The 20372-nt window shown below is 33.5% G+C and carries 7 protein-coding genes; 1 reads left to right on the top strand and 6 read right to left on the bottom strand.

Translation table 11 applies throughout. The annotated features are described in order from the left end of the window. Positions 1-138: 138 nt before the first annotated feature. The 5 genes from wmk (LEM02_RS06385) to wmk (LEM02_RS06365) form a co-directional block, all read right to left on the bottom strand. The gene (wmk, locus tag LEM02_RS06385; protein WP_226080737.1) at positions 139-1032 is read right to left on the bottom strand and encodes a WO male-killing family protein Wmk; all 894 of its coding nucleotides are present in this window, start codon (positions 1030-1032) and stop codon (positions 139-141) included. 50 nt (positions 1033-1082) lie between these two features. Next, positions 1083-1982: a WO male-killing family protein Wmk gene (wmk, locus tag LEM02_RS06380; protein ID WP_226080736.1), complete on the bottom strand. Its 900-nt coding sequence runs from the start codon at positions 1980-1982 to the stop codon at positions 1083-1085. An 87-nt stretch (positions 1983-2069) separates the two neighbouring features. Continuing rightward, entirely contained in the window at positions 2070-3218 is a 1149-nt protein-coding gene (locus LEM02_RS06375; protein WP_226080735.1) for a hypothetical protein, read from the bottom strand. 102 nt (positions 3219-3320) lie between these two features. Then, complete coding sequence (locus LEM02_RS06370) at positions 3321-3977, bottom strand: JAB domain-containing protein (protein ID WP_226080734.1); 657 nt, start codon at positions 3975-3977, stop codon at positions 3321-3323. 165 nt (positions 3978-4142) lie between these two features. Beyond that, positions 4143-5051, bottom strand: a complete 909-nt coding sequence (wmk, locus tag LEM02_RS06365) for a WO male-killing family protein Wmk (RefSeq protein WP_226080725.1) — start codon at positions 5049-5051, stop codon at positions 4143-4145. A gap of 128 nt (positions 5052-5179) precedes the next feature. Between wmk (LEM02_RS06365) and LEM02_RS06360 the strand changes: the two genes are divergently transcribed. After that, positions 5180-6058: an Rpn family recombination-promoting nuclease/putative transposase gene (locus LEM02_RS06360; protein ID WP_226080722.1), complete on the top strand. Its 879-nt coding sequence runs from the start codon at positions 5180-5182 to the stop codon at positions 6056-6058. Between the two features lie 320 nt (positions 6059-6378). On the opposite strand, the gene LEM02_RS06355 is transcribed toward LEM02_RS06360, so the two are convergent. Then, complete coding sequence (locus LEM02_RS06355) at positions 6379-20343, bottom strand: ankyrin repeat domain-containing protein (protein WP_226080720.1); 13965 nt, start codon at positions 20341-20343, stop codon at positions 6379-6381. Between the last annotated feature and the right edge of the window lie 29 nt (positions 20344-20372).

The raw sequence follows: 20372 nt of genomic DNA, 5'->3' as shown, positions 1-20372 counted from the left end.
GGCAATGATAGAGGACAATCAGAAAGTGATAGAAAAATTCTGTGATGTTATATCTTGATACGTCAAGTTCTGCAGAGCTAAACAAAGGTTTAGAGTGGATAATATGTTAACTATTTTTACTTATATCTTAAACACAATTCAATTTTCACACTCATCAGCAGTTAAGCCACTTGCTCGCACAATAATATCAATAGCAACACCTGCCTTTGCTAGATTTTTCGCAACCTTGATCTTTTCTGTTTTTTTTACTTTCTCTTTGCTATTCTTCATATCCCTAGATAAAAATTTCTTCACTAATTCTTGCTCTTCAGTTTTTCTTAGTAAATTAAGTAGTTCACTATCTTCATTTATTTTAGGTAGCAGAACTTTAATATTCACTGATAATCCTTCTGCTATTTGATATAATTTATCAAATGATATGGCAGTGTATCCTATTTCATACTCGTGTATTTCCTTGAGTGTTAAACCAACTTTGTTTGCTAAATCTTTCTGAGTATACCTTTTTATCAATCTCCATTCTCTTATTCTTTGCCCTACTCTGTAGTATATAGAATCAGTGCAGACTTCTCTCTCTGTATTATCATACTCGTAAATAGATAAACCCGTTGCCTGGGAAATAACATCAGTAGAAACTCCTTCTTTAACTAGATTTTTTGCTACCTCTAATCTTGCCTCTTCTTGATTAATTTTTTCGCTAATATGAACAAACCTGACTAATGAAGGTACTATTTTGCCTAACTTTTGATTCTCGTATATTTTTGTTAGATAGAGTATTTCCTCGTCTTCATAGCTGTCTTCCCTTACTATTACTGATTCAGGTAATAAATCTACAACATCAACTGATAATACTCTTGCTATTACATATAGTACTTCAATTGGAATAGGGCTATATCCATTTTCATAACTGTTTACTTTTTGGTATGTTAAACCTATTTCACTTGCTAATCCTATTTGAGTATGACCTCGCATTAACCTACTATTTTCTATTTTTTGCCCTATTCCATAACTAACATTGCTTGCAGAAACAAACACATATACCTCCATTTAAGAAAAAAACTTTATTGCTATAATTTTTTCATGAGCTACCCATCTAAAACTATATCAACAGGTAAACCTACCGCTTGCAAAATAATATCAATAGAAATTCCCCCTTTTACTAGATCTCTTGCAACTTTGATTCTTTCCGCTTTCCTCACTTTTTCTTCACAACCTTCAAACAAAGATTTTATTAGTGCATTACGTAGTTCTTGGCTCTCAATTTCTTTGTATTCTTTAATCAAATCAGGTAGCTCATTTTCTACTCTACTACCTTCATCTTCCTCTGTTAGTAGATCTGTAATACTAATCGATAATGTTTCTGCTATCTCATATAATTTTCCCAGTGGAGTAGCTACGCGTCCTTGTTCATAGTTGCTTATTTCGTCACGTGTTGTGCTCATTCTCTCTGCTAAGTCCTTTTGAGTATACTCTCTCACTAGTCTCCATTCCTTTATCTTTTTGCCTATTTGGTAGTAGATAGAACCTGTTTTTTCTTCAACACATTCATCAGCAGAGAGACCAATTGTTTTCGAAACAACGTCAACAGAAATTCCTGCTTTGACCAAACCTTTTGCAATCTTTATTTTCTCTGCTTTTTTACTACTTTTCTCACTAACTTGAACAAATTTGGTTAATAAACAAAACATCCTACGTAACTCATGATCGTTAATCTTTTTATATTCTCTTACTAGATTTAATATTTCCTCTCCCTCATCTTCAAGACAGCTTTTTGATACAGGAATAAGATCAGTAATACTGATTGATAGTGCCTCAGTTATAGCATATAACCTTTCAATTGGAACTCTACGATTCCCTTTCTCATATTGCAATATCACCCAGTATTTTACACCAATTTTCTCTGCTAAATCTTTCTGAGTGTACCCTCGCTCTAACCTCCAGCTTTTTAATTTTTCTCCCACTTTATAATCTAGACTTTTTTCCACAAAAAGAACCTTGCATATAATATTTTCTATTATAACTCAAAGGCTCCAGATATAATAGCCAGACTCTGGAACCTTTAAATTGATGAATTAAAGTGCCCTACAAGTTTCTTTACTATTTTCACGTACTTTGTCTGCCCATGAAAACAATTTTTCACTTGGGCTATCAACCTCCTTCATAAGCTGCTTGCTATTCCATATGCCACACCTCATAAAACTTCCCTTTTCTACTGCTTCTTTAAGTTTTACTCCAGCAAAAAGACAATTTTTTCCTATTTCTTCTCCTCTTTGTTGTAGTTCAGCCCACATTTCCTTGTTTTCTACTCTGACTTGTACTTGATCATATTTTTTTACATCGTGGTACAATATAATATTTAGCTTACCAATGCTTGTAGGAAATTCTAACATGATAGAGCTGCCATCTGAAATATCGGTATAGTTTCTTATACCTCCCTTCTCACTTTTAACTTCAACTGCATCATTACCAATTTTTAAGATATTACTTCCTAACTTTCTGTTTGCTTCCAGTATTTTGGCTACCTCTACCTTGCTATCTTCAGAAAATTCTATATATGATGTTGTATTGTCTATCTCGATATCTATTAATTCTCCTTCTTGCACAGCACTTTCGCCAGCTTTCTCTAGTTCTTCTAGTCTCTCATCTATCTGTGGCTGAACTTCTGGTTGTAGCTCATTATAGATTTCACCTATCAGTTTATTCTGTAGTAGAGTATCATGAAACTCTGCACCGCTTAACATTAATTTACGTATTACCTTTTTACGATCAACCTTATCAAATTTATGAAAATGTGTACCTAATACTACATACTCTGCGAAACTCCATTCCCCATCATTACATGCATTTAGCCTTGCTCCAGCAGCTAGTGCTTCGTCTACAACCTTGTGCAGTTCATTTGGACTTTTTGCTCTTACCACAGCACTTTTAAGCCAGCTCAACTTTTCTGCACTTGGCTTTATTTTTTGCAAAGCTGAAGCAAATGGATTCAACCCTTCTGGATAATCTGCTTGATTACTCAAAGGTTTTGTGCCATATATGTAGTCAAGTCCTTTTCCATAGTTGATTTTGTTTTCGTGAACGTTTCTGCTAGGGAAAGGCATTGTATCTTCCGGTTTTATCTCCTTCTGATTATTAATTTTGCTCACAAACTTAGACTGCTTTATATCAACGCCTTCAAGAGCACCAAATATTTTCTTCAATAACTTGTCTTTACTAGTCATATAACCCCCATATTAAAAATACTTTTTAAGTATATAAATCTTAGTTTATACATTCTATTACTCAGTATAAATTATAATGAGTAGATTTGCAAATACTTTCTACTATAACAATCCGTTCTCTCGAAAGCTGAAATAGCCTCCACTTGTGATGATAATATGGTCAAATAATCTAACGCTTACAGTACTACATGCTGCTGCTAAGCTCTTCGTTACTTCTTGATCTTCTTCTGATGGTTCTAAGCGTCCCCCAGGATGGTTGTGTGACATTATTACTAATGTTGCATTCTTTATTAATGCTTTTCTTATAATTTCCTTTATGTACACCGGTGCTTTTTCCATTTCACCAATATAGAGTTCTTCTCCGATTAATTGGCGCCTGTTATTCAAGTACAGTATTTTTACACATTCCCTTTCTGAGTGGCCTATACTTACGTTCAAGTACTCTACTAGACCTTGTAAGTCCATTACTGGCTCACTCTTGAGCTTTTCTCTGAGCACCCTTTCTAGTGTTTCCTTAACACACATAATCATTGCTACTGCAGAATCAGTTACTCCTTCTATAACTTTCAGGTCATCCATTTCTCGGCCTAAAATCCTTCCTACTCCTGTATAAGTATTCACCAGATTTTTAGCAATTTCTTGAGCTTGTGGCCTTTCATGTACTGCACTTAGAAATGTTTCCATTATTTCACGATCAAGTAGTGCTTTGCCTTTGCTTTCTAATATTCTGAACTCTATTTCCTCTTTACTTTTATTCATATAATTTACCCTTCACTAACAACAAACTTTTTTTAAATATTTACTGCTTTATCAGCATTGGCATAGAGCCATAGCTTCCGAGTGAAGTCAAATCAATTTTTCAATCTTTTTTACTTATTTTTTCATGAATAGGTGAAGATATTAATATATAGTGATTTTTTTATTTTAAACTTGTTGAATTTCGCCTAAAGAGAGGCCTGTTATTTGCAAAATAATATCGGTAGAAATTCCTTTTTTAACTAAGTTCTTTGCAATTTTGATTCTTTCTTCTTCTCTAATTTTCTCCTCACAAATTTGTATGCTTTTAAACATAGATTTTATTAGTACATTACGTAGTTCTTGGCTCTCAATTTCTTTGTATTCTTTAATCAAATCAGGTAGCTCATTTTCCACTCTACTACCTTCATCTTCCTCTATTAGTAGATCTGTAATACTAATCGATAATGTTTCTGCTATTGCATATAATTTTTCCAGTGGAATGGCCACACGTCCTTGCTCATAGTTGCTTATTTCATCACGTGTTGTAACCATTTTCTCAGCCAAATCCTTTTGAGTATACTTCCGTACTGCCCTCCACTCCTTTATCTTTTTTCCTATTTGGTAGTAGATAGAACCCGTTTTTTCTTCAACACATTCATCAGCAGACAGACCAATTGTTTTTGAAACAGTATCAACAGAAACTCCTGCTTTAACCAGACCTTTTGCAATTTTTATTCTCTCCGTTTTTTTACTATTTTTCTCACTAACTTGAACAAATTTGGTTAGTAAACAAAACATTCTACGTAACTCCTGATTATTAATCGTTTTATATTTTCTTATTAGATTTAGTTCCTCATTTTTAAAGCAGGCTTTCTCATTTGATACAGGAATTAGGTCTATAATATCAACCGATAACACCTTTGCTATAGCATATAACTTTTCAATCGAAATTTTACGTATTCCTTTTTCATATTGTAGTACTATTTGATATGTTACACCGATTTTTCCCGCTAAATCTTTTTGAGTATATCCTCGCTTTAGCCTCCAGCTCCTTACTTTTTGTGCTATTTTGTACCTTATGGAGATGTTTGACATACAGAAATAGATATTATACAGGTTAATACTACCAAATAAAGATATACAAAAACTTCTATGTTTCAATTTTAGTTGAATATTTCTTCACAATTGTGTATAATTATTAATGCTTTCTAGGTTAACTTATCATGGCTCTTTCCAAGTTTCTTGATGCTCGCAATGATATAGCTTTTCGCCGTATCTTTGGTACCGAAAAAAATAAAGATATTCTTATTCACTTTCTCAATGATATACTAGGTCTTACCGATGACAATAAGATTAAAGATGTCTCCTTTCTCAGTCCCATTCAAGACCCTGTCATCGCCTCTCAAAAGCAAAGCATTGTTGATGTTCTCTGTGTTGATTCTACAGGAATAAAAACAATAATTGAGATGCAAGTCGCTAAAACTACTGGCTTTGAAAAACGTGCCCAATATTATGCCGCTAAGGCCTATTCAAGTCAAGCTGATGTAGGTGACCAGTATCATGATCTTAAAGGCGTTATCTTTATTGCTATTGCTGATTTCATCTTATTTCCTAATAAGCTGGCTTATAAGTCTGATCACGTTACTTTTGATAAGATGACCTTTGAACATGATCTCAGAGACTTTAGTTTTACTTTTATAGAGTTACCTAAATTTAAAAAAAGAGAAGATCAATTAGAAAATATAGTAGAGAAATGGTGTTATTTTTTTAAACACGCCGGTGAAACAAGTGAAGAGGATCTAAAAAAAATAATAGGAAGTGATTTAATTATTGGCAGGGCTTATGATGAGCTGAACCAATATAATTGGAGTAAAGAAGAACGCCTTGCTTACGATCAAGCTAAGAAACGTACCGATGATTATTTATCTAGTCTTGAAGAAAAACTTCATGAAGGCATCCAAATCGGCCATCAAAAAGGTAAAATTGAAGGTAAAATTGAAGTAGCAAAAAACTCACTCAAGGCCGGTGTCTCTATTGATATTATAGCTCAAATTACCGGTCTCTCTCATTCTGAAATTTTGCAACTCAAGGAAAAAACATAATTATTCACTTTAACATTTATAAAAACCTTTTCTAAGTTAGAAATATCCCCTAATCAAGAATCTAGTGAGCTGTCTAAAATGGCTATAAAGATTGCACATAGAATTATATAAATTACTATCATAACGTTACCCAAACTTCTATATCAAAGCTACGTACTGTAAGTTCAATATGGAAAACACATTAACCACTTAGCATTTAATGTCTACTTCATCCATTTTAGTATTAAGACTATCAAACTTGCTACTGGTTTCCCTAATTATTTTGGCTACCCTCACTTTAAATTTTCCACTACTTGGCATATTATAGCTCCACCTATAACCTACCTATTGAGATTACCTCCAAGCTTGGTTACTCCTATCTCAGAAAGACAAGTTGATACTTTGTCCTTTGAATGGCTTTGAATAGAAGCATTACTTAAATAACTTTGAGGTTCTAAGCTCATTTGCCGTTTTTTTGCACCATCAACTTCTAATGTACCATCTACGTTGTGTAATATCTGTTGTATTGATTGATCTAGTACAACATTTAGCCTGCTATTAAATTCTAGCATAAACTTGTCAAACTTTTTCGAACTTAATTTACCAGGATATCCAGCTTCTCTACCAGTACATGCTTTCTCTACATATGAGCTTAAAACCCCTGAAATCTCATTAAATTTACCACTCATGATTTTTCCTGTAACTTCTTTCTGTATTTCCACAAAATCAATATTTAACCGGTGCATTGATATGCCACTTTTTAATGCAGCTTGTTCTACTACTTTCTCAAATTTCTCTGTAATATTCAATGCATAGCCCTGCGCTTCCAGTAATGATACGTTCTGATCTGATGTAAAAATGTATTTTTGACCCGTAACCTTTCTAACAAGCACATCAAGTAATATTATCGTACCATTTACATCTATTGGCGCATCAACTTGTAAAATTGAACTTGTAGTACTTGATGTTTCCTCAGGTAAAACAGCTCTAAACCCACCTACAGAACTTTTCACCCAACTAAACAAATCATTTATCCACGAAGATGGTCTTGTGCTACTACTTGCTGCTATTCCAGGTTGATTACTTGAATCTATAAGCTTACTTGACAAGTGATTATGATGACGATTGTAATCTCCGTGGTGATGACGACGTCTACGTTGAATAGTTTTGTTTCTTTCTTCCTTGATTTTCTCTAAATATTTCACAACATCGCTATGTCCTTTATCTCTAGCAATATCTAGCGGTGTTTTACTATCTTTGCACTTAGCATTAATATTGGCCCCTTTATCTATCAGGTACTTCACCATATCCAAATGACCGCTCCAAGAAGCCCAGTGCAGTGGCGTATGACCTTGTTTATCAGCACTATTAACTATTATCCCTTTATCGAGAAGAAACTCTATAATATTCCTGTGATCGTTTATAACAGCAAAATGTATAGGCTTTCTGCCAAGAATATCCTCAGCATTAACATTAGCTCCCTTACTAGCAAGAAACTTAGCAACATCTAAATGACCTTTCAATGTAGCCCAATGTAGTAATGTACACCCATATTTATCAGTAGCGTTTACATCAACATCTCTCTCAACAAGAAATTTTACCATGCCTAGATTACCATTCCAAGCATAATAATACGTACCATGACTACCTTTGCCTCCACTAACATCTTCAGCAATAAGACCTTTAATTTTCCCAAGATAACTACCTTCTACAGTAGTTAATAATTCTTTATCTAAGTGTGCCTGCATTAAAATTCTTCTTGCATCTGAATTAAAACCAACATCATCTAGAGGTGTTTTACCATTGTTATCTTTAGCATTAATGTTAGCATCATTGTTTATAAGGCACTTCATTGCATCCAAGCGATTGAACCATGAAGTAAGGTGTAGAGAAGTTTTACCATACTTATCTTTAGCATTAACGTCAACACCTTTACTTATAAGGTATTCTGCCATATCTGAGTAATTATGAATAGAAGCAAAATGTAATAACGTCCAACCATAACTATCTTTAGTCTCTAAGCTAGTACCTTGTCCTATAAGATCTTTAACTTTATTAAGATTATTTTCCAGTACAGCAGTCAACAACTCATTATATTTTTTATATAAGCCTGATTGTGCTTGCTTTAAAATTTTTGCTATATCTGTGTAACCTCTTTGATCAGCAATATCTAGAGGTGTTTTTCCATCTTTGTCTTTAATATTAACAAGATTAGCACCTTTACCTATAAGATACTTTACCAGATCTAAGTGACCATTCCCAGAAGCCCAATGTAGAGGTGTCCAACCACTATTATCCGTAATGCTAGCATCAATTTTCTCCTCATCTACAAAATATTTTACTACATCCAGCTTACCATTGAAAGCAGCACAGTGTAGAGGAGTTTTACCACTATCATCTTTGATTTCTAAACTACTTTCTTTGCCTACAAGACATTTCATTGTATCTAAGTAATTATCCACAATATCTGAGTGATTATCTAAAGAAGCGTTGCACGAAAGAGTTTCACCATCATTATATTTTATTTCCAAAATAACCAATTTATCTACAAGATATTTTACTATATCTAACTTACCCTCATAAGCAGCATAATGCATAAGAGTCCATCCACCATTATATTTAGTGTCTAAACTAGTACCTCGACTGACGAGATCTTTAACTTTTTCAAAATCACCATCTTGTACTGCAGTCAACAATTGTTTATTTAGCCGTAATTCTGCTTGTTGTAAATACTCTACAACATTATCATATTGGTGACCTTTAGCCACATCTAGCGGGTTTCTACCATCCTTATCTTTAGCACTGATATCAGCTCCTTTACCTATAAGATACTCTACTACATCCAGACGACCATTCCAAGAAGCCCAGTACAGCGGTGTCCTGCCATCTTTGTCAGTATCATTAACACTCACTCCCTTACTAATAAGAAACTCTATAATGTTTTTACTATTATTCTCAGCGGCAACATGTATAGGTTTTTCACCAATAGTAGAAGTATCTGCAGCATTGATATTAGCTCCTTTTTCTATCAAGAATTTTGCAACCTCTAATTGATCAAACTTAGCAGCATAGTGTAAAGGTGTCCAACCATTTTTATCAGCTTCATCAACGTTTACCCCCTTGCTGAGAAGAAACTCTATAACACTTTTACTATTATTTTCAGCAGCAACATGTATAGGTTTTTTACCAGCAGTAGAGGTGTCTGCAGCATTGACATTAGCTCCCTTATCAAAAAGAAGACTAGCAACCTCTGAACGACCTCTCCATGCAGCATAGTGCAGTGGTGTATAACCTTGCTTGTCAGTATCATTAGCATCCACTCCTTTGCTAAGAAGAAACTCTACAATGTTTTCATTATTATTCTCAACAGCGATATGTATAGGCCTGCTACCATAAAGATTTTCACTTGCAGCATTAACATCAGCACCTTTCTTCACCAAAAACTCTGCAACTTCTAAATAACCTTTGAATGTAGCCCAATGTAGTGGTGTCCAACTGTACTTATCTCTAGTATTAACATTAGCATTCTGATTAGTCAGATCCTTAACTTTATCAAGATTGTCATTCTGTACTGCAGTCAATAGCTTCTCATCTAAAGCTGATTGTACTTCTTCTATCATTTCTATTGTATTTGTGTAATCTTCTTGTTTGGCCAAATCTAAAGGTGTTTTACCATTTTTATCTTTAACTGCAATACTCGCACCTTTCCTGAGGAGGAGTTCAACCGTATTTGGTTTATTTCCTTGTATAGCTAAATGTAAAGGCGTTCTACCGTCATTAGTTATATCATTAATACCACTAAGATCTCTGTTCAAAATAAACTCAATCACTTCAAGTGTACCATCATGTTGAACAGCTACGTGTAAAGGTGCTTCACCATCTCTGTTTTTAGCCTTTAAGCTAGCTCCCTCTTTGATCAGATATTCTACTACTTTTACATGGCCATTATTACAAGCGTTATGTAAAGGGGTATTATCACTATTATCTTTCGCTTCTAAACTAGCACCTTGGCTAACAAGAGCCTTAACCTTGTTAAGATCGTTACCTTTTACTGTAGCTAACAATTCTTCATCTAAATCTAACTGTGTTTTTTTCAAAAATTCTATTATGCCTATGTAATTCTTTTGAACAGCCAACTCTAAAGGTGTTTCACCATCTTTATTTTTAGCTTTTAAGCTAGCTCCCTTTTTGATAAGATATTCTACTACTTCCAAATGATTATTCTGAGAAGCATAATGTAAAAGAGTGTTGCCATTGCTATCTTTCACCTCTAAGATAGCACCTTGGCTAATAAGATCCTCAACTTTATTAAGGTCACTACTTTTTACTGCAGATAACAGTTTTTCATTTAAGTCTGACTGTATTTGTTTTATCATTTGTACTATATCTGTGTGACCTTTTTGGATAGCCAAGTCTAAAGGTGTTTTACCATCTTTATTTTTAGCCTTTAAACTAGCTCCCTTTTCGATGAGATATTCTACTACTTTTAAGTGATCATTATTACAAGCATTATGTAGAGGGGTATTATCATTATTATCTTTAGTCTCTAAATTAGCATCTTGAGCGATAAGATCTTTTACTTTATCAAGATTACCATTCCTTGCATTAATTAACAATCCTTGATCCAACTGTGCTTTCTTCAAAATTTCTATCATATCTTCTTCAGTAGCTAAGTCTAAAGGTGTTTTATTATTCTCATCTTTAGCATTTACACTAGCGCCTCTATCAAGAAGGAGTTTAACTACACTCAACCTGTTCGTATCAACAGCAAGATGCAAAGGCTTTTTATTATCTTTGTCTTGAGATTCAATATCAGCACCTTCATCAAGAAGAAATCTGACCATATCTAAATTACCCTCTTGAACAGCAAAATGTAAAGGTGTTCCCTGATATGTTATTTCATTATTAAATTTAGCACCGTTACTAATAAGAAGTTTTACCACATCCCATTTACCTGACTGAGCAGCAGAAAGTATTGGTGTCCAAGCAAACTTGTCTTGAACTTCAATATTAGCACCTCTATTAAGAAGAAATTGAACCATATCTAAATTATTCCCTGACGCAGCAAAGTGTAAAAGTGTTTGACCTTTCTCATCTTGAGCATCAATATTAGCTCCTCTATCAAGAAGAAGTTCTACCACGCTCCATTTACCTGATTGAGTAGCAAGAAATATTGGTGTGTACCTAAATTTATCTTGAACTTCAATATTAGCACCTCTATCAAGAAGAAGTTTAACCTTATCAAATTCACCCGCCTCGGAAGCAAGATGCAACAATGTTCTGTCAAGTTCACCTCGAGCATTTATGTCTCCACTGTCTGGGACTTCTAAAGTTATAGAACCCTCTTGTGAGTTAATAATAGAACTCACATTATTTAATTTATCAATACTACCTGAATTATATATTTTATCTATTTCGTTACTTAATAATATTTCTTTGTCAGTAAATCTTATAGATAATGTTTTCATTTTAGGTTCTTTATAGAAATCTCTAAAATACATAATACACAACTCATTTGCTTCTATGCCAGCATTAAAGGCATTGGTAACTATCAAGTCATATTTATCATGAAGGTAGGTATACTGCCCTGCTTTTTTAGATATAATTAATTTACTATTTTCTTCTATGTCTTCAGGTCTTACTACAATAATTTTCTCATCAGAAATAAAGAATGAAGACTTTAAATCTAAATTATCATCTATTTTCACCGGTGCATTATCAAAAATAATTTGTAATTTTTTATACCACTTATTTATAAGTGCATCTTTCAGCCTGATTGTTATTACATCTTGCTGAAAACCAGTGGCTGATATAGAAAGTTTAATTAACAAATCATTTTTGTCTTTAATAACCATTGGTACTGGTTTTATACTCAAATCCTTATCTACTTGCTTCACTAACTGACGAAAATCTAATGTTCTCTTCAAACTTTTCTTTCCATTGGTATCATCATTTATTACTTTTTCTTGAATAGGGAAATTTTCAGTATCAAGTCTTGCATGGCCTGAAGTAATTACGTCTTTTTCATCCACACTAATATTTTTTCTCTCATTTATATTAAGTTCATTATGTATATCTCTCATGAAGGCAGAACAGGAATCAGTATTGCCTTTTTCGCTATTTCTTGCACAACTACCTAAGTCTAACTTACTCTCTGAGGGAGAAACAAGCTCTTTAATATTTTCAACCACAGAGGATATTTTACTTACTACTTCCTGACCACTGTCCAACTTTAACCTAAGGTACTGATCCACTGCATTTTGATCATACTCACTTAGTGAGGAAATGTTTTGCAGTCCTCTTGATAATTCCAAAATCTGAGTACTATTCAATTTGTCCTTAACCCCTATAGCTTTAAAGGGATCAGAGCCTAGACTCGCTTTACTATCTATTTCTTGTATATCACACCCATTGCGAGTAGATCCACAATCTTCAACCTTCCATACAAATTGTGAATCCTTCGTTTGCGGAATCCAAGTAAACACATATCTTCTCTTTCCATCAGCATCACTACGCTTAAAATCAGTAGCATATAAATATTCATTTTGCTTAATATTCATTATATAAACATTATCACCATAAGGTTCTACCTTCCATACAGATTGTGAATCCTTCGTTTTTGGAGTCCAAGCAAACACTCTCCTTCTTGCTTCGTCATAATTAAGAGAATCAAGAGCAGCGTATAAATATTCGCTATGATATCCAACATTTTTAATATAAAGATTGTAACCATCAGGCTCAATCTCCCACAAACCTTGTTGGATACCATGTTCCGTTGGCTTTGTTCCTGGACCCCAAGTAAACACTTGTCTTCTGTTCGTATCATCAGCACTAAGTTTAAGTTCTCTATTGCTTTCAAAATCAACAGCATATAGATATTCATTAAACTTAACATTTTTAATACATACTTTTGACGAAAACACCACATTCTTTACTGATTCTGGTAATTTGCTTTTTAGCTCTTCAAGATGAGATCTTTCTTCTGGACGAAGACTGCGGCAATTGTCTTTCTCCATAATTTCCTTCACATAATAGGCCAACTTAAACACTGCATTGTTATTAAGATCACTTTTCTTTTGCATTGCATCAAACACAGCTACATAACCTTGAACACTCTGTGTGATACTACTACAATCATGTATAAACCTTAACATCTTTTTCGTATCTACTTTTTCATACACATCATTTACAGCTTCTTTCATTGCTTCACCACACAACTTTTTGTCAAGATTACAAATCCCATTTGTAAGGCTACTGGTCAAAGGAGAATTATTTAACATGCTATTCTCTAGATCCATCTTTATTATACTTTTAACCATAGAAGAGACTTTACTTTGCTGATTATTCTCCTCATTCATCATTAATTCAGAGCACTGGTTTATTACATCTCGATCATAGCCACTTAATAAAAGATTATTTTGTAAAGTCCTTGACAATGCTGAGATCTGCGTACTATTTAAATTACCTCTAAACTCAGATAACTGTTCTAAGCTACAAAAACCCTCTACAAAGTTAACTTGATCTTGGAGTGAAGAAAAGCCTAAACATTGATATGTTGAATTTTTATTTGCAAAACCAGCAGTTGATACCAAACATTTAAAGTCAGTTTCTACTTTAGATGTATACTCATTTCTACTCTGGTAATTCTCTGAAGCTTTATCAATTAAACTTTGTATTTCTTTTACCTCAGATAAACTAAACCTATTTAATCTCAGGATCTTTATCAGTTCTAAACCTAAATCAAATTCCAATGTAGCAATTCTATAAGACTCAGAATTATCCCAATTTTTTACGTTGATCGTACGATTAGACCTCTTATCGCGAAACACTAAATCTGTACCATTACTGGAAACCTCAACCTGATCCGGAGTAATATTCTTTAGTACCACTACTCCTATGCGTTCCTCATCTTGTCCTACAGAAGTAGAAATATTTTTTTCTAATTTTTGATTGTGTTGAATGATACTAGTAGAGTTACTAAAGTCTTCAATATATTCTTTTACAACTCTTTCATAGTCACTTCTAAGTTTATCCTTATACTCAGTTACATTATCAACGTTCTCTAATAACCCAGGAGATGGAGAAAAATGATCATTATTCCATAGAGAATAAGAAATATTTTCCCATTTACTTCGATCAGTATAGAACCCTTCTATTTTAATGACAAAAGGGACTTCGCTTTCTCTTATCAATAGGAGATCATCTTTATCTTTATACTTTTTAATACCTTCAAGATGAGAATCTATCACTACATTATCACCTTGAAAGTCCTTAGGTAACAAAAACATATTCTGAGTTTGTGTAGCCTGTAAAAAAGGAACTAATTTACCTTTTTCTGAGGAAGAACACGACATTGACTGTACATAAGGAATAAATGTTTCTCCTTTTTTATTCATAATTACGAGATGTCTATAATTACGATCTTGAAGATAGTTTTTTACTTGAATGCTAGTATTATTATAGTTTAAATGTAAGTTACATTGTTGGACTAAAAAATCTTTTTCAACCTCTGGCATAAATAGCGTATCCGCTTTTTCATCATCTGAATAATTATCAATCTGAATTTCTTTGTTACCTATACCATCAGCAATAATATACACGTCACTTCCTTTTCCTCCTCTCGCAAATATAGTACCTTGATCGAAGTTCATTACATCATCTTCCTGAGAACCAAAAACCATATTTGGAACTGCACTATTACCATGATTCTGTACTCTATCTCTGATAACACTAAAGACTTTGTAATCCTTGTTATTGTTTAGAATTTTCTTGTAATGACTTTCAACATTGTCAAAATTATCTAGGGAATGTTCTGAATGTAATTCAAATGAAGTAAATTTTATAGTTGATGAGTCTGATCTTTCAATCTTAGGAACAATATTACTACCATTTTTATCTATTAGTGCAAAGCGAGGTTTATTACTGCTTTGCTCAACATAATTTTTTACATCAAGAGTAAATTGATTGTTTTGACCAAAATTTATTTTTAAAGATAAAGTATTACTGTCTGTGGAATAAGTAATTTGTTCACAACCACTTAATAAATCAAATTCCGAAAAAACTATAGTTCCCGTCCCCTTTATATTAATTTCTGAGCGTAAACTTCTACCTTTATAACCTGCGGTTTTTACGTAAAAAGTATAATTGCTTTCTCTACCTTCAACTGTAGTATATGGTGAAATAATTACTTTTTTACAATTTTCAACTATGTCTTTTGCATTATTACTAGAACCACCACCACTATCTATGATAACCTCACGATCATCAATTTCTGCAAAGTGTTCGGAATAACCCATACATAACACCCTATCTACTTTGTTTTTCCTTCCAACATAGTGATAATTAAAACTACTATTATTGATATAATCATCAATCAATAAATGATCATTCATTTTTACTTTTAATTGTCCAGAAGCACTAGGTTCAAAACGATAGTTAACATTCACCCCTACAACTGTATTTTTCAATTGACTTAAATCAATTATATTAACAGAGTTACCTCCACCAATAATTTTACCTGAAAAGCCAATGTTATTTACAATAAACCTATTTACTACATTATTACCACCAGTTATTCTTGTTGCACCTGGATAAATTAGAAAATTATTGTTCCATTCGTTGCTTCCAATAATGACACCATTATCTACATTCTGTAGATCATAGACAATTGTTTTGCCATTTTGCTTTACACCTACTCTACCATCGTGACTAATAACCATTGCATTATCACAGTAGTATAAAGGCGGTTGAACTGAATTTGTAATACCTTTTTCATAATCTTGCCCAGTAATCTTTGGCAAACAAATCCTGCTAGCACCCGGTATACGATCAGGTATAACACGTGAAAGATCTTCGGTATTAGTGTCTTCCTTATCCATCAGAATTTTTGCATAATCTGAACGAAGGGTATTACCGCTCACCTCTCCAAAACCAATACCATAAGCAACAACGCTGTTAGGACTATTTCTCAAAGCTTGCCAAACTCCTTTAGTTAGGCTATTCACTACGTCTTTCCTTGCTGCAAGATGTTGTACATCATCTGCCATGGGTTGAAAGAAAATTGTGCGCCAAAATATACTCCAATTTTCATCATGGGTTGTATCGTACTTTTTCTCGTACTCCACGATATTGCTGACACCACTATAAATTCCATAACCTACCATGAGCCCAAATCCAACTGCAATACCAACCACCGGCATACTTGCTGCTGTAAGAGCAACACCAGAAACAAACGATACACTAGAAAAGGATATAGATGCTATATTATCTCTTATCTCCTTTTCTCCACATGGATTATCACTATCCTCTCTTTTTTTACAATCAACAAGATTACTTGCTGACATACCTATATCAACAATATCAAAAACACCAGCTATAGCTCCTGCCGTACCTTTTGCTATTGTACTTCCAAACTTTACACCTGCAATCCGAATAGCAAATTTTGTCTGTTTACCCAGAGTGCCTGATACAATTTTTCCTGCAACCTTTTCAGCTGATGCTACAACTTTTGGAGTAATTTTAACCATTACATTCTCAATTGGTTGAGACGCAAAAGACCATCCTATCCCACCTAAATTTAATCCACAATCTGTTGCTGTTCCATCCTTACAAGACACAATGGCACCATGGATTCCTCTTATTAATTGTATCCCACCTGCAGCATTCATTAATCTGCTTTTTAATTTCGGGCTTTTTATTAAACCACTATTTTGCTGTGAAATGTCACCGTGCAAATTCTTAATACGTTCATTTTCAATATAACGTCCGTACCCTTGATCTTCAACTACCTTATCAAATAAGTACTTATGATTACCTTCGATATTTTTGTCTCCAACAAACTCTACTAGCTGAGCATTTTTCTTTTCACCTTGACTACTTTTGACATAAGTTAGGAACTTTTCACTATCAATTATAATCTTATCTATATTATTTTCATCTACCCTTCCCTTAATAAACTTTTTTACATCATCCAATGAAAATAAACAAGGATTAATACTTCTTCTTTTTCTACTACCTTGTTTTACACAATTATTCAGGTCAAATTTCTTTCTAGGTGCTTGTGTTTCAGCAAGTACAGTCTCTAGATTAGCTATACGTTGTGGATCTATACTTAATCTGTCTGAAACATCTTCTCTCGTGCGTATAAAATAAGCTTCATCTCTTCCTTGAACTTGCAAACGGTTACGTATTTCATCAGGAATATTACTTCTACTTCCTTGCAACACAGCATTAATACCTCTAGCGTTTTCTAACGCCCATAAGCCACAATTATAACCATCTCTTTGTTGAGTAACAGAAACACCATTAACGGTAATTTGAGCCTGTTGTAAAACTTGACGAATATTATCTGGAACACTATTACCCAACGAGTCTACATAGTATCCATTATACTGCCCATTTTGATAAGCAACGACCAACGTAACCCAGTGATTATTATCTAAATTAACAATTAAAGTTAATGGCCTTCTTTCACCTCTTGTTGTTACGCTATCTTGAAACTGTTGTAATTGATTAACTATGTGTTCTGGTGATCCCACTATTTCAAATAATGTATCAGCTCCATAACCGTATTCTATTCTTGCAATATCAGCTATATCATGTTGTTGCAGCCAATAATGATAATCTTTTTCTGCTGTTGCAGATTCTAATGTACGTAAATTCTCTTCTTGTATACCAATATTTTTAAGTCTCTGAGTTATCTCTTGTATTCCTTCTAAATGTTTTCTCTTAGCTATGTCAATAGAACTATGAACTACTATAGCAGGAACAAACTCATCACTCGTTAATATTAAAGAATTTTTATCTTTAGCTTTCACATTAACAACTACGCCCATGAAAAACATTTTGTCACTATCTGTTATTGTTTTCAGTGCTGCCCCTTTAGCATATCTAACATTTTGTTCTTTTGTTAATTTATCAACTTCCTGTTTTAGCTGATCTTGATTTAAGTTTTTATCTATAAGCTTAAATTCCAGCGCTATAGGAGTATATTCTTTAGTACCCTGAGGCGAAGGACCAATACCTTGAATTACCATATCAACACGACCACCTGCTCCTACTTGAAATTCAGGTATGATTACAATTTTCGCAGAAGTCTCTTTTAGCTTCAAATCACTATAACCACTAAGCAAGCCATTAAGCACAGCTTGTAATCTTGCTTCATTAGTAATCAAATCTTTAATAGGATAAATTGCATCTGCTATCTCAGTAAGTAGCCTTTTATAATCTGGTAATAAATCTTTACCATCAGAAGAAGTAGCATGCTGAGAAGTGATTGCCTGATCAAATTTTACCTTTAATTCATCAGAATTAGGTATCTTAAGAAAACTACCTGTAAATTGTTGATCGGCACCACTTGGTTTATATTTACTTATCTGTTCTATTTTAAAAAGGTCTTCAAAAGATAATCCTGTTTCATATTTTTTTAGACTCATTTTAATTTCTACGGCATTTCCTACTTTTCCTATTTCAGGTATGTTCAGTACTGGAATTTTTTTATCAGCATAGAATTCCTTTGTATTGGACTCTCGTATATGAAAAATGAATGCTGTTTTTTCTTGCCCTTCATTACCTTGAACAAGTATTAATGTCATAACTGGGCTTTTAGATAAAGTGTATTCTGTTCCCTGAGGCCAGTTCAGCGGGTACTCATCATATGAGTATATATATTTTTTAATGTTACTTTGATCTTGACCAATCTTGTTGATTAAAATTGATTGACCTAATATGTCTCGACTGAAATAGTAATGATCTTTTGTTTCCTTATTTGCTGGAAAAGTATGATATTCGCTTGATAACAAATCTGCTATTTCTTGCTTGAAATCTTTTTCAGAAAGTTGTTGATTATTCCACCTACGAGCTAACTTTATAAAATCCTCCATCAAAGAAGAAGGTTGTTTAATAGGTTCTACGTTAGTTTTAAATGGTTCTGTGGAATCCAAATTCAACCCAACAGCGATGGCATCATCTGCATTGGTTAAAATTCTCATCTTATTTGGTCTAAAACCTTCTATATAATCTTCAGCTTGTCTCAGCGCATCACTTGGATTAACCTGTCCTTCAGTTCCAGCCTTGAGTTCAATAAGAATTGGAACTGAATCAATAGCACGATTAGGCCCACGAACAAGCAAAACAATATCAGCATAACCTCCACCAGCAAATTGCTCCAGGTAGATCTTGGTATTATCACGATATCGAAAGTTATCAAATATTCCTGCTACAAAACCATGTTGACCAGCTTCACGAGCCTTATTACCGTAAACATTGCCTTGTAAATTTAAATTAGTATGAACTTCTTTAATATAAGTTAGAATTTCTTTGAGATTATCCTGAACTTGCTTTCCATCTGGACTAGCAAGCTTTTCCATATAATCCTCTAGATAGACAGATTTACCTAGCTTTTTTGTCACTTCTTTAAATGGAAACTCTGCTGGAGGAGCGATAGGTTCATCTTTGATTTTCTTGTTCCTTTCTATTTCAATATTTATTTTTTCATCTTCTTTACCACCCTTTAAAGTATATCCCTTTGCTGATGTAATTCTTGATAACTCCTTCCTAACATCATCACTAAGATCTTTACCTGACTTACCTAGAAACTGCTTAATTTCATCAAAAAATCTAGCTTTGAATGCATAATTACCTTTTAATTCATTACGACTAATTTGTATTATTTGAGTATTTCCACGTATGTCCTTAGCTACATACTCTAATATACCATCACTCCTAAGATATAAATATAATTTTTTTGGTGTAGGATTAGTTTTTGATTTCGGTCTGCCTTTTACTAACTCATATTTATCTTTCAAAATTTTTACTACATCAATTTGAAACTTGCGGGCATCTGATCGAGTATAATCTCTACCCATCACATCCTTCCACTCACCCTTAGTAAATTCAAAATTCCTGGTGCGCATTTGTTGACGTTGAGGATTGGAATATTGAGCTTCTATATCTTCAGTGAAAATAAAAACATGTGCTTTAGATTCTGTTTCTGCTACAACCTTTAAAGTTCTTGCTCCCTCAAAACGAAAGTGTAATTTCTTTATACCTAGCTTATCATTGAGCTTAGTATCTAATATACTAGAAAACCAACCTAAGAATCGGTGAGGAAAAAAACCAACCTTTTCACTGGAATGCAAATAAGATTGTATTTGATCAACCAGCGACTGAAATCTTGCTTCAAAAGATTTATCTAGTAGATCTACTGGATCAGAGCCAGCAGAAGCCACTTTCTGAAAAAGCAACTTTATTAATTCAAAATCTTTAAAATCTTGCAGTTTTTCTTGTTGTTGATTGCTAATAACCATAACTGCCTCCTGATTTTAACCTTTTACAA

The organism is Wolbachia endosymbiont of Tribolium confusum (genome assembly GCF_020405475.1).
GTDB lineage: Bacteria > Pseudomonadota > Alphaproteobacteria > Rickettsiales > Anaplasmataceae > Wolbachia.
This window is presented reverse-complemented; position numbering and strand designations above follow the sequence as displayed.

Coding starts and splice junctions, on each gene's coding strand:
- LEM02_RS06375 (WP_226080735.1), bottom strand. CDS start 3,218: ATGACTAGTAAAGACAAGTTATTGAAGAAAATATTTGGTGCTCTTGAA.
- LEM02_RS06370 (WP_226080734.1), bottom strand. CDS start 3,977: ATGAATAAAAGTAAAGAGGAAATAGAGTTCAGAATATTAGAAAGCAAA.
- wmk (WP_226080725.1), bottom strand. CDS start 5,051: ATGTCAAACATCTCCATAAGGTACAAAATAGCACAAAAAGTAAGGAGC.
- LEM02_RS06360 (WP_226080722.1), top strand. CDS start 5,180: ATGGCTCTTTCCAAGTTTCTTGATGCTCGCAATGATATAGCTTTTCGC.
- LEM02_RS06355 (WP_226080720.1), bottom strand. CDS start 20,343: ATGGTTATTAGCAATCAACAACAAGAAAAACTGCAAGATTTTAAAGAT.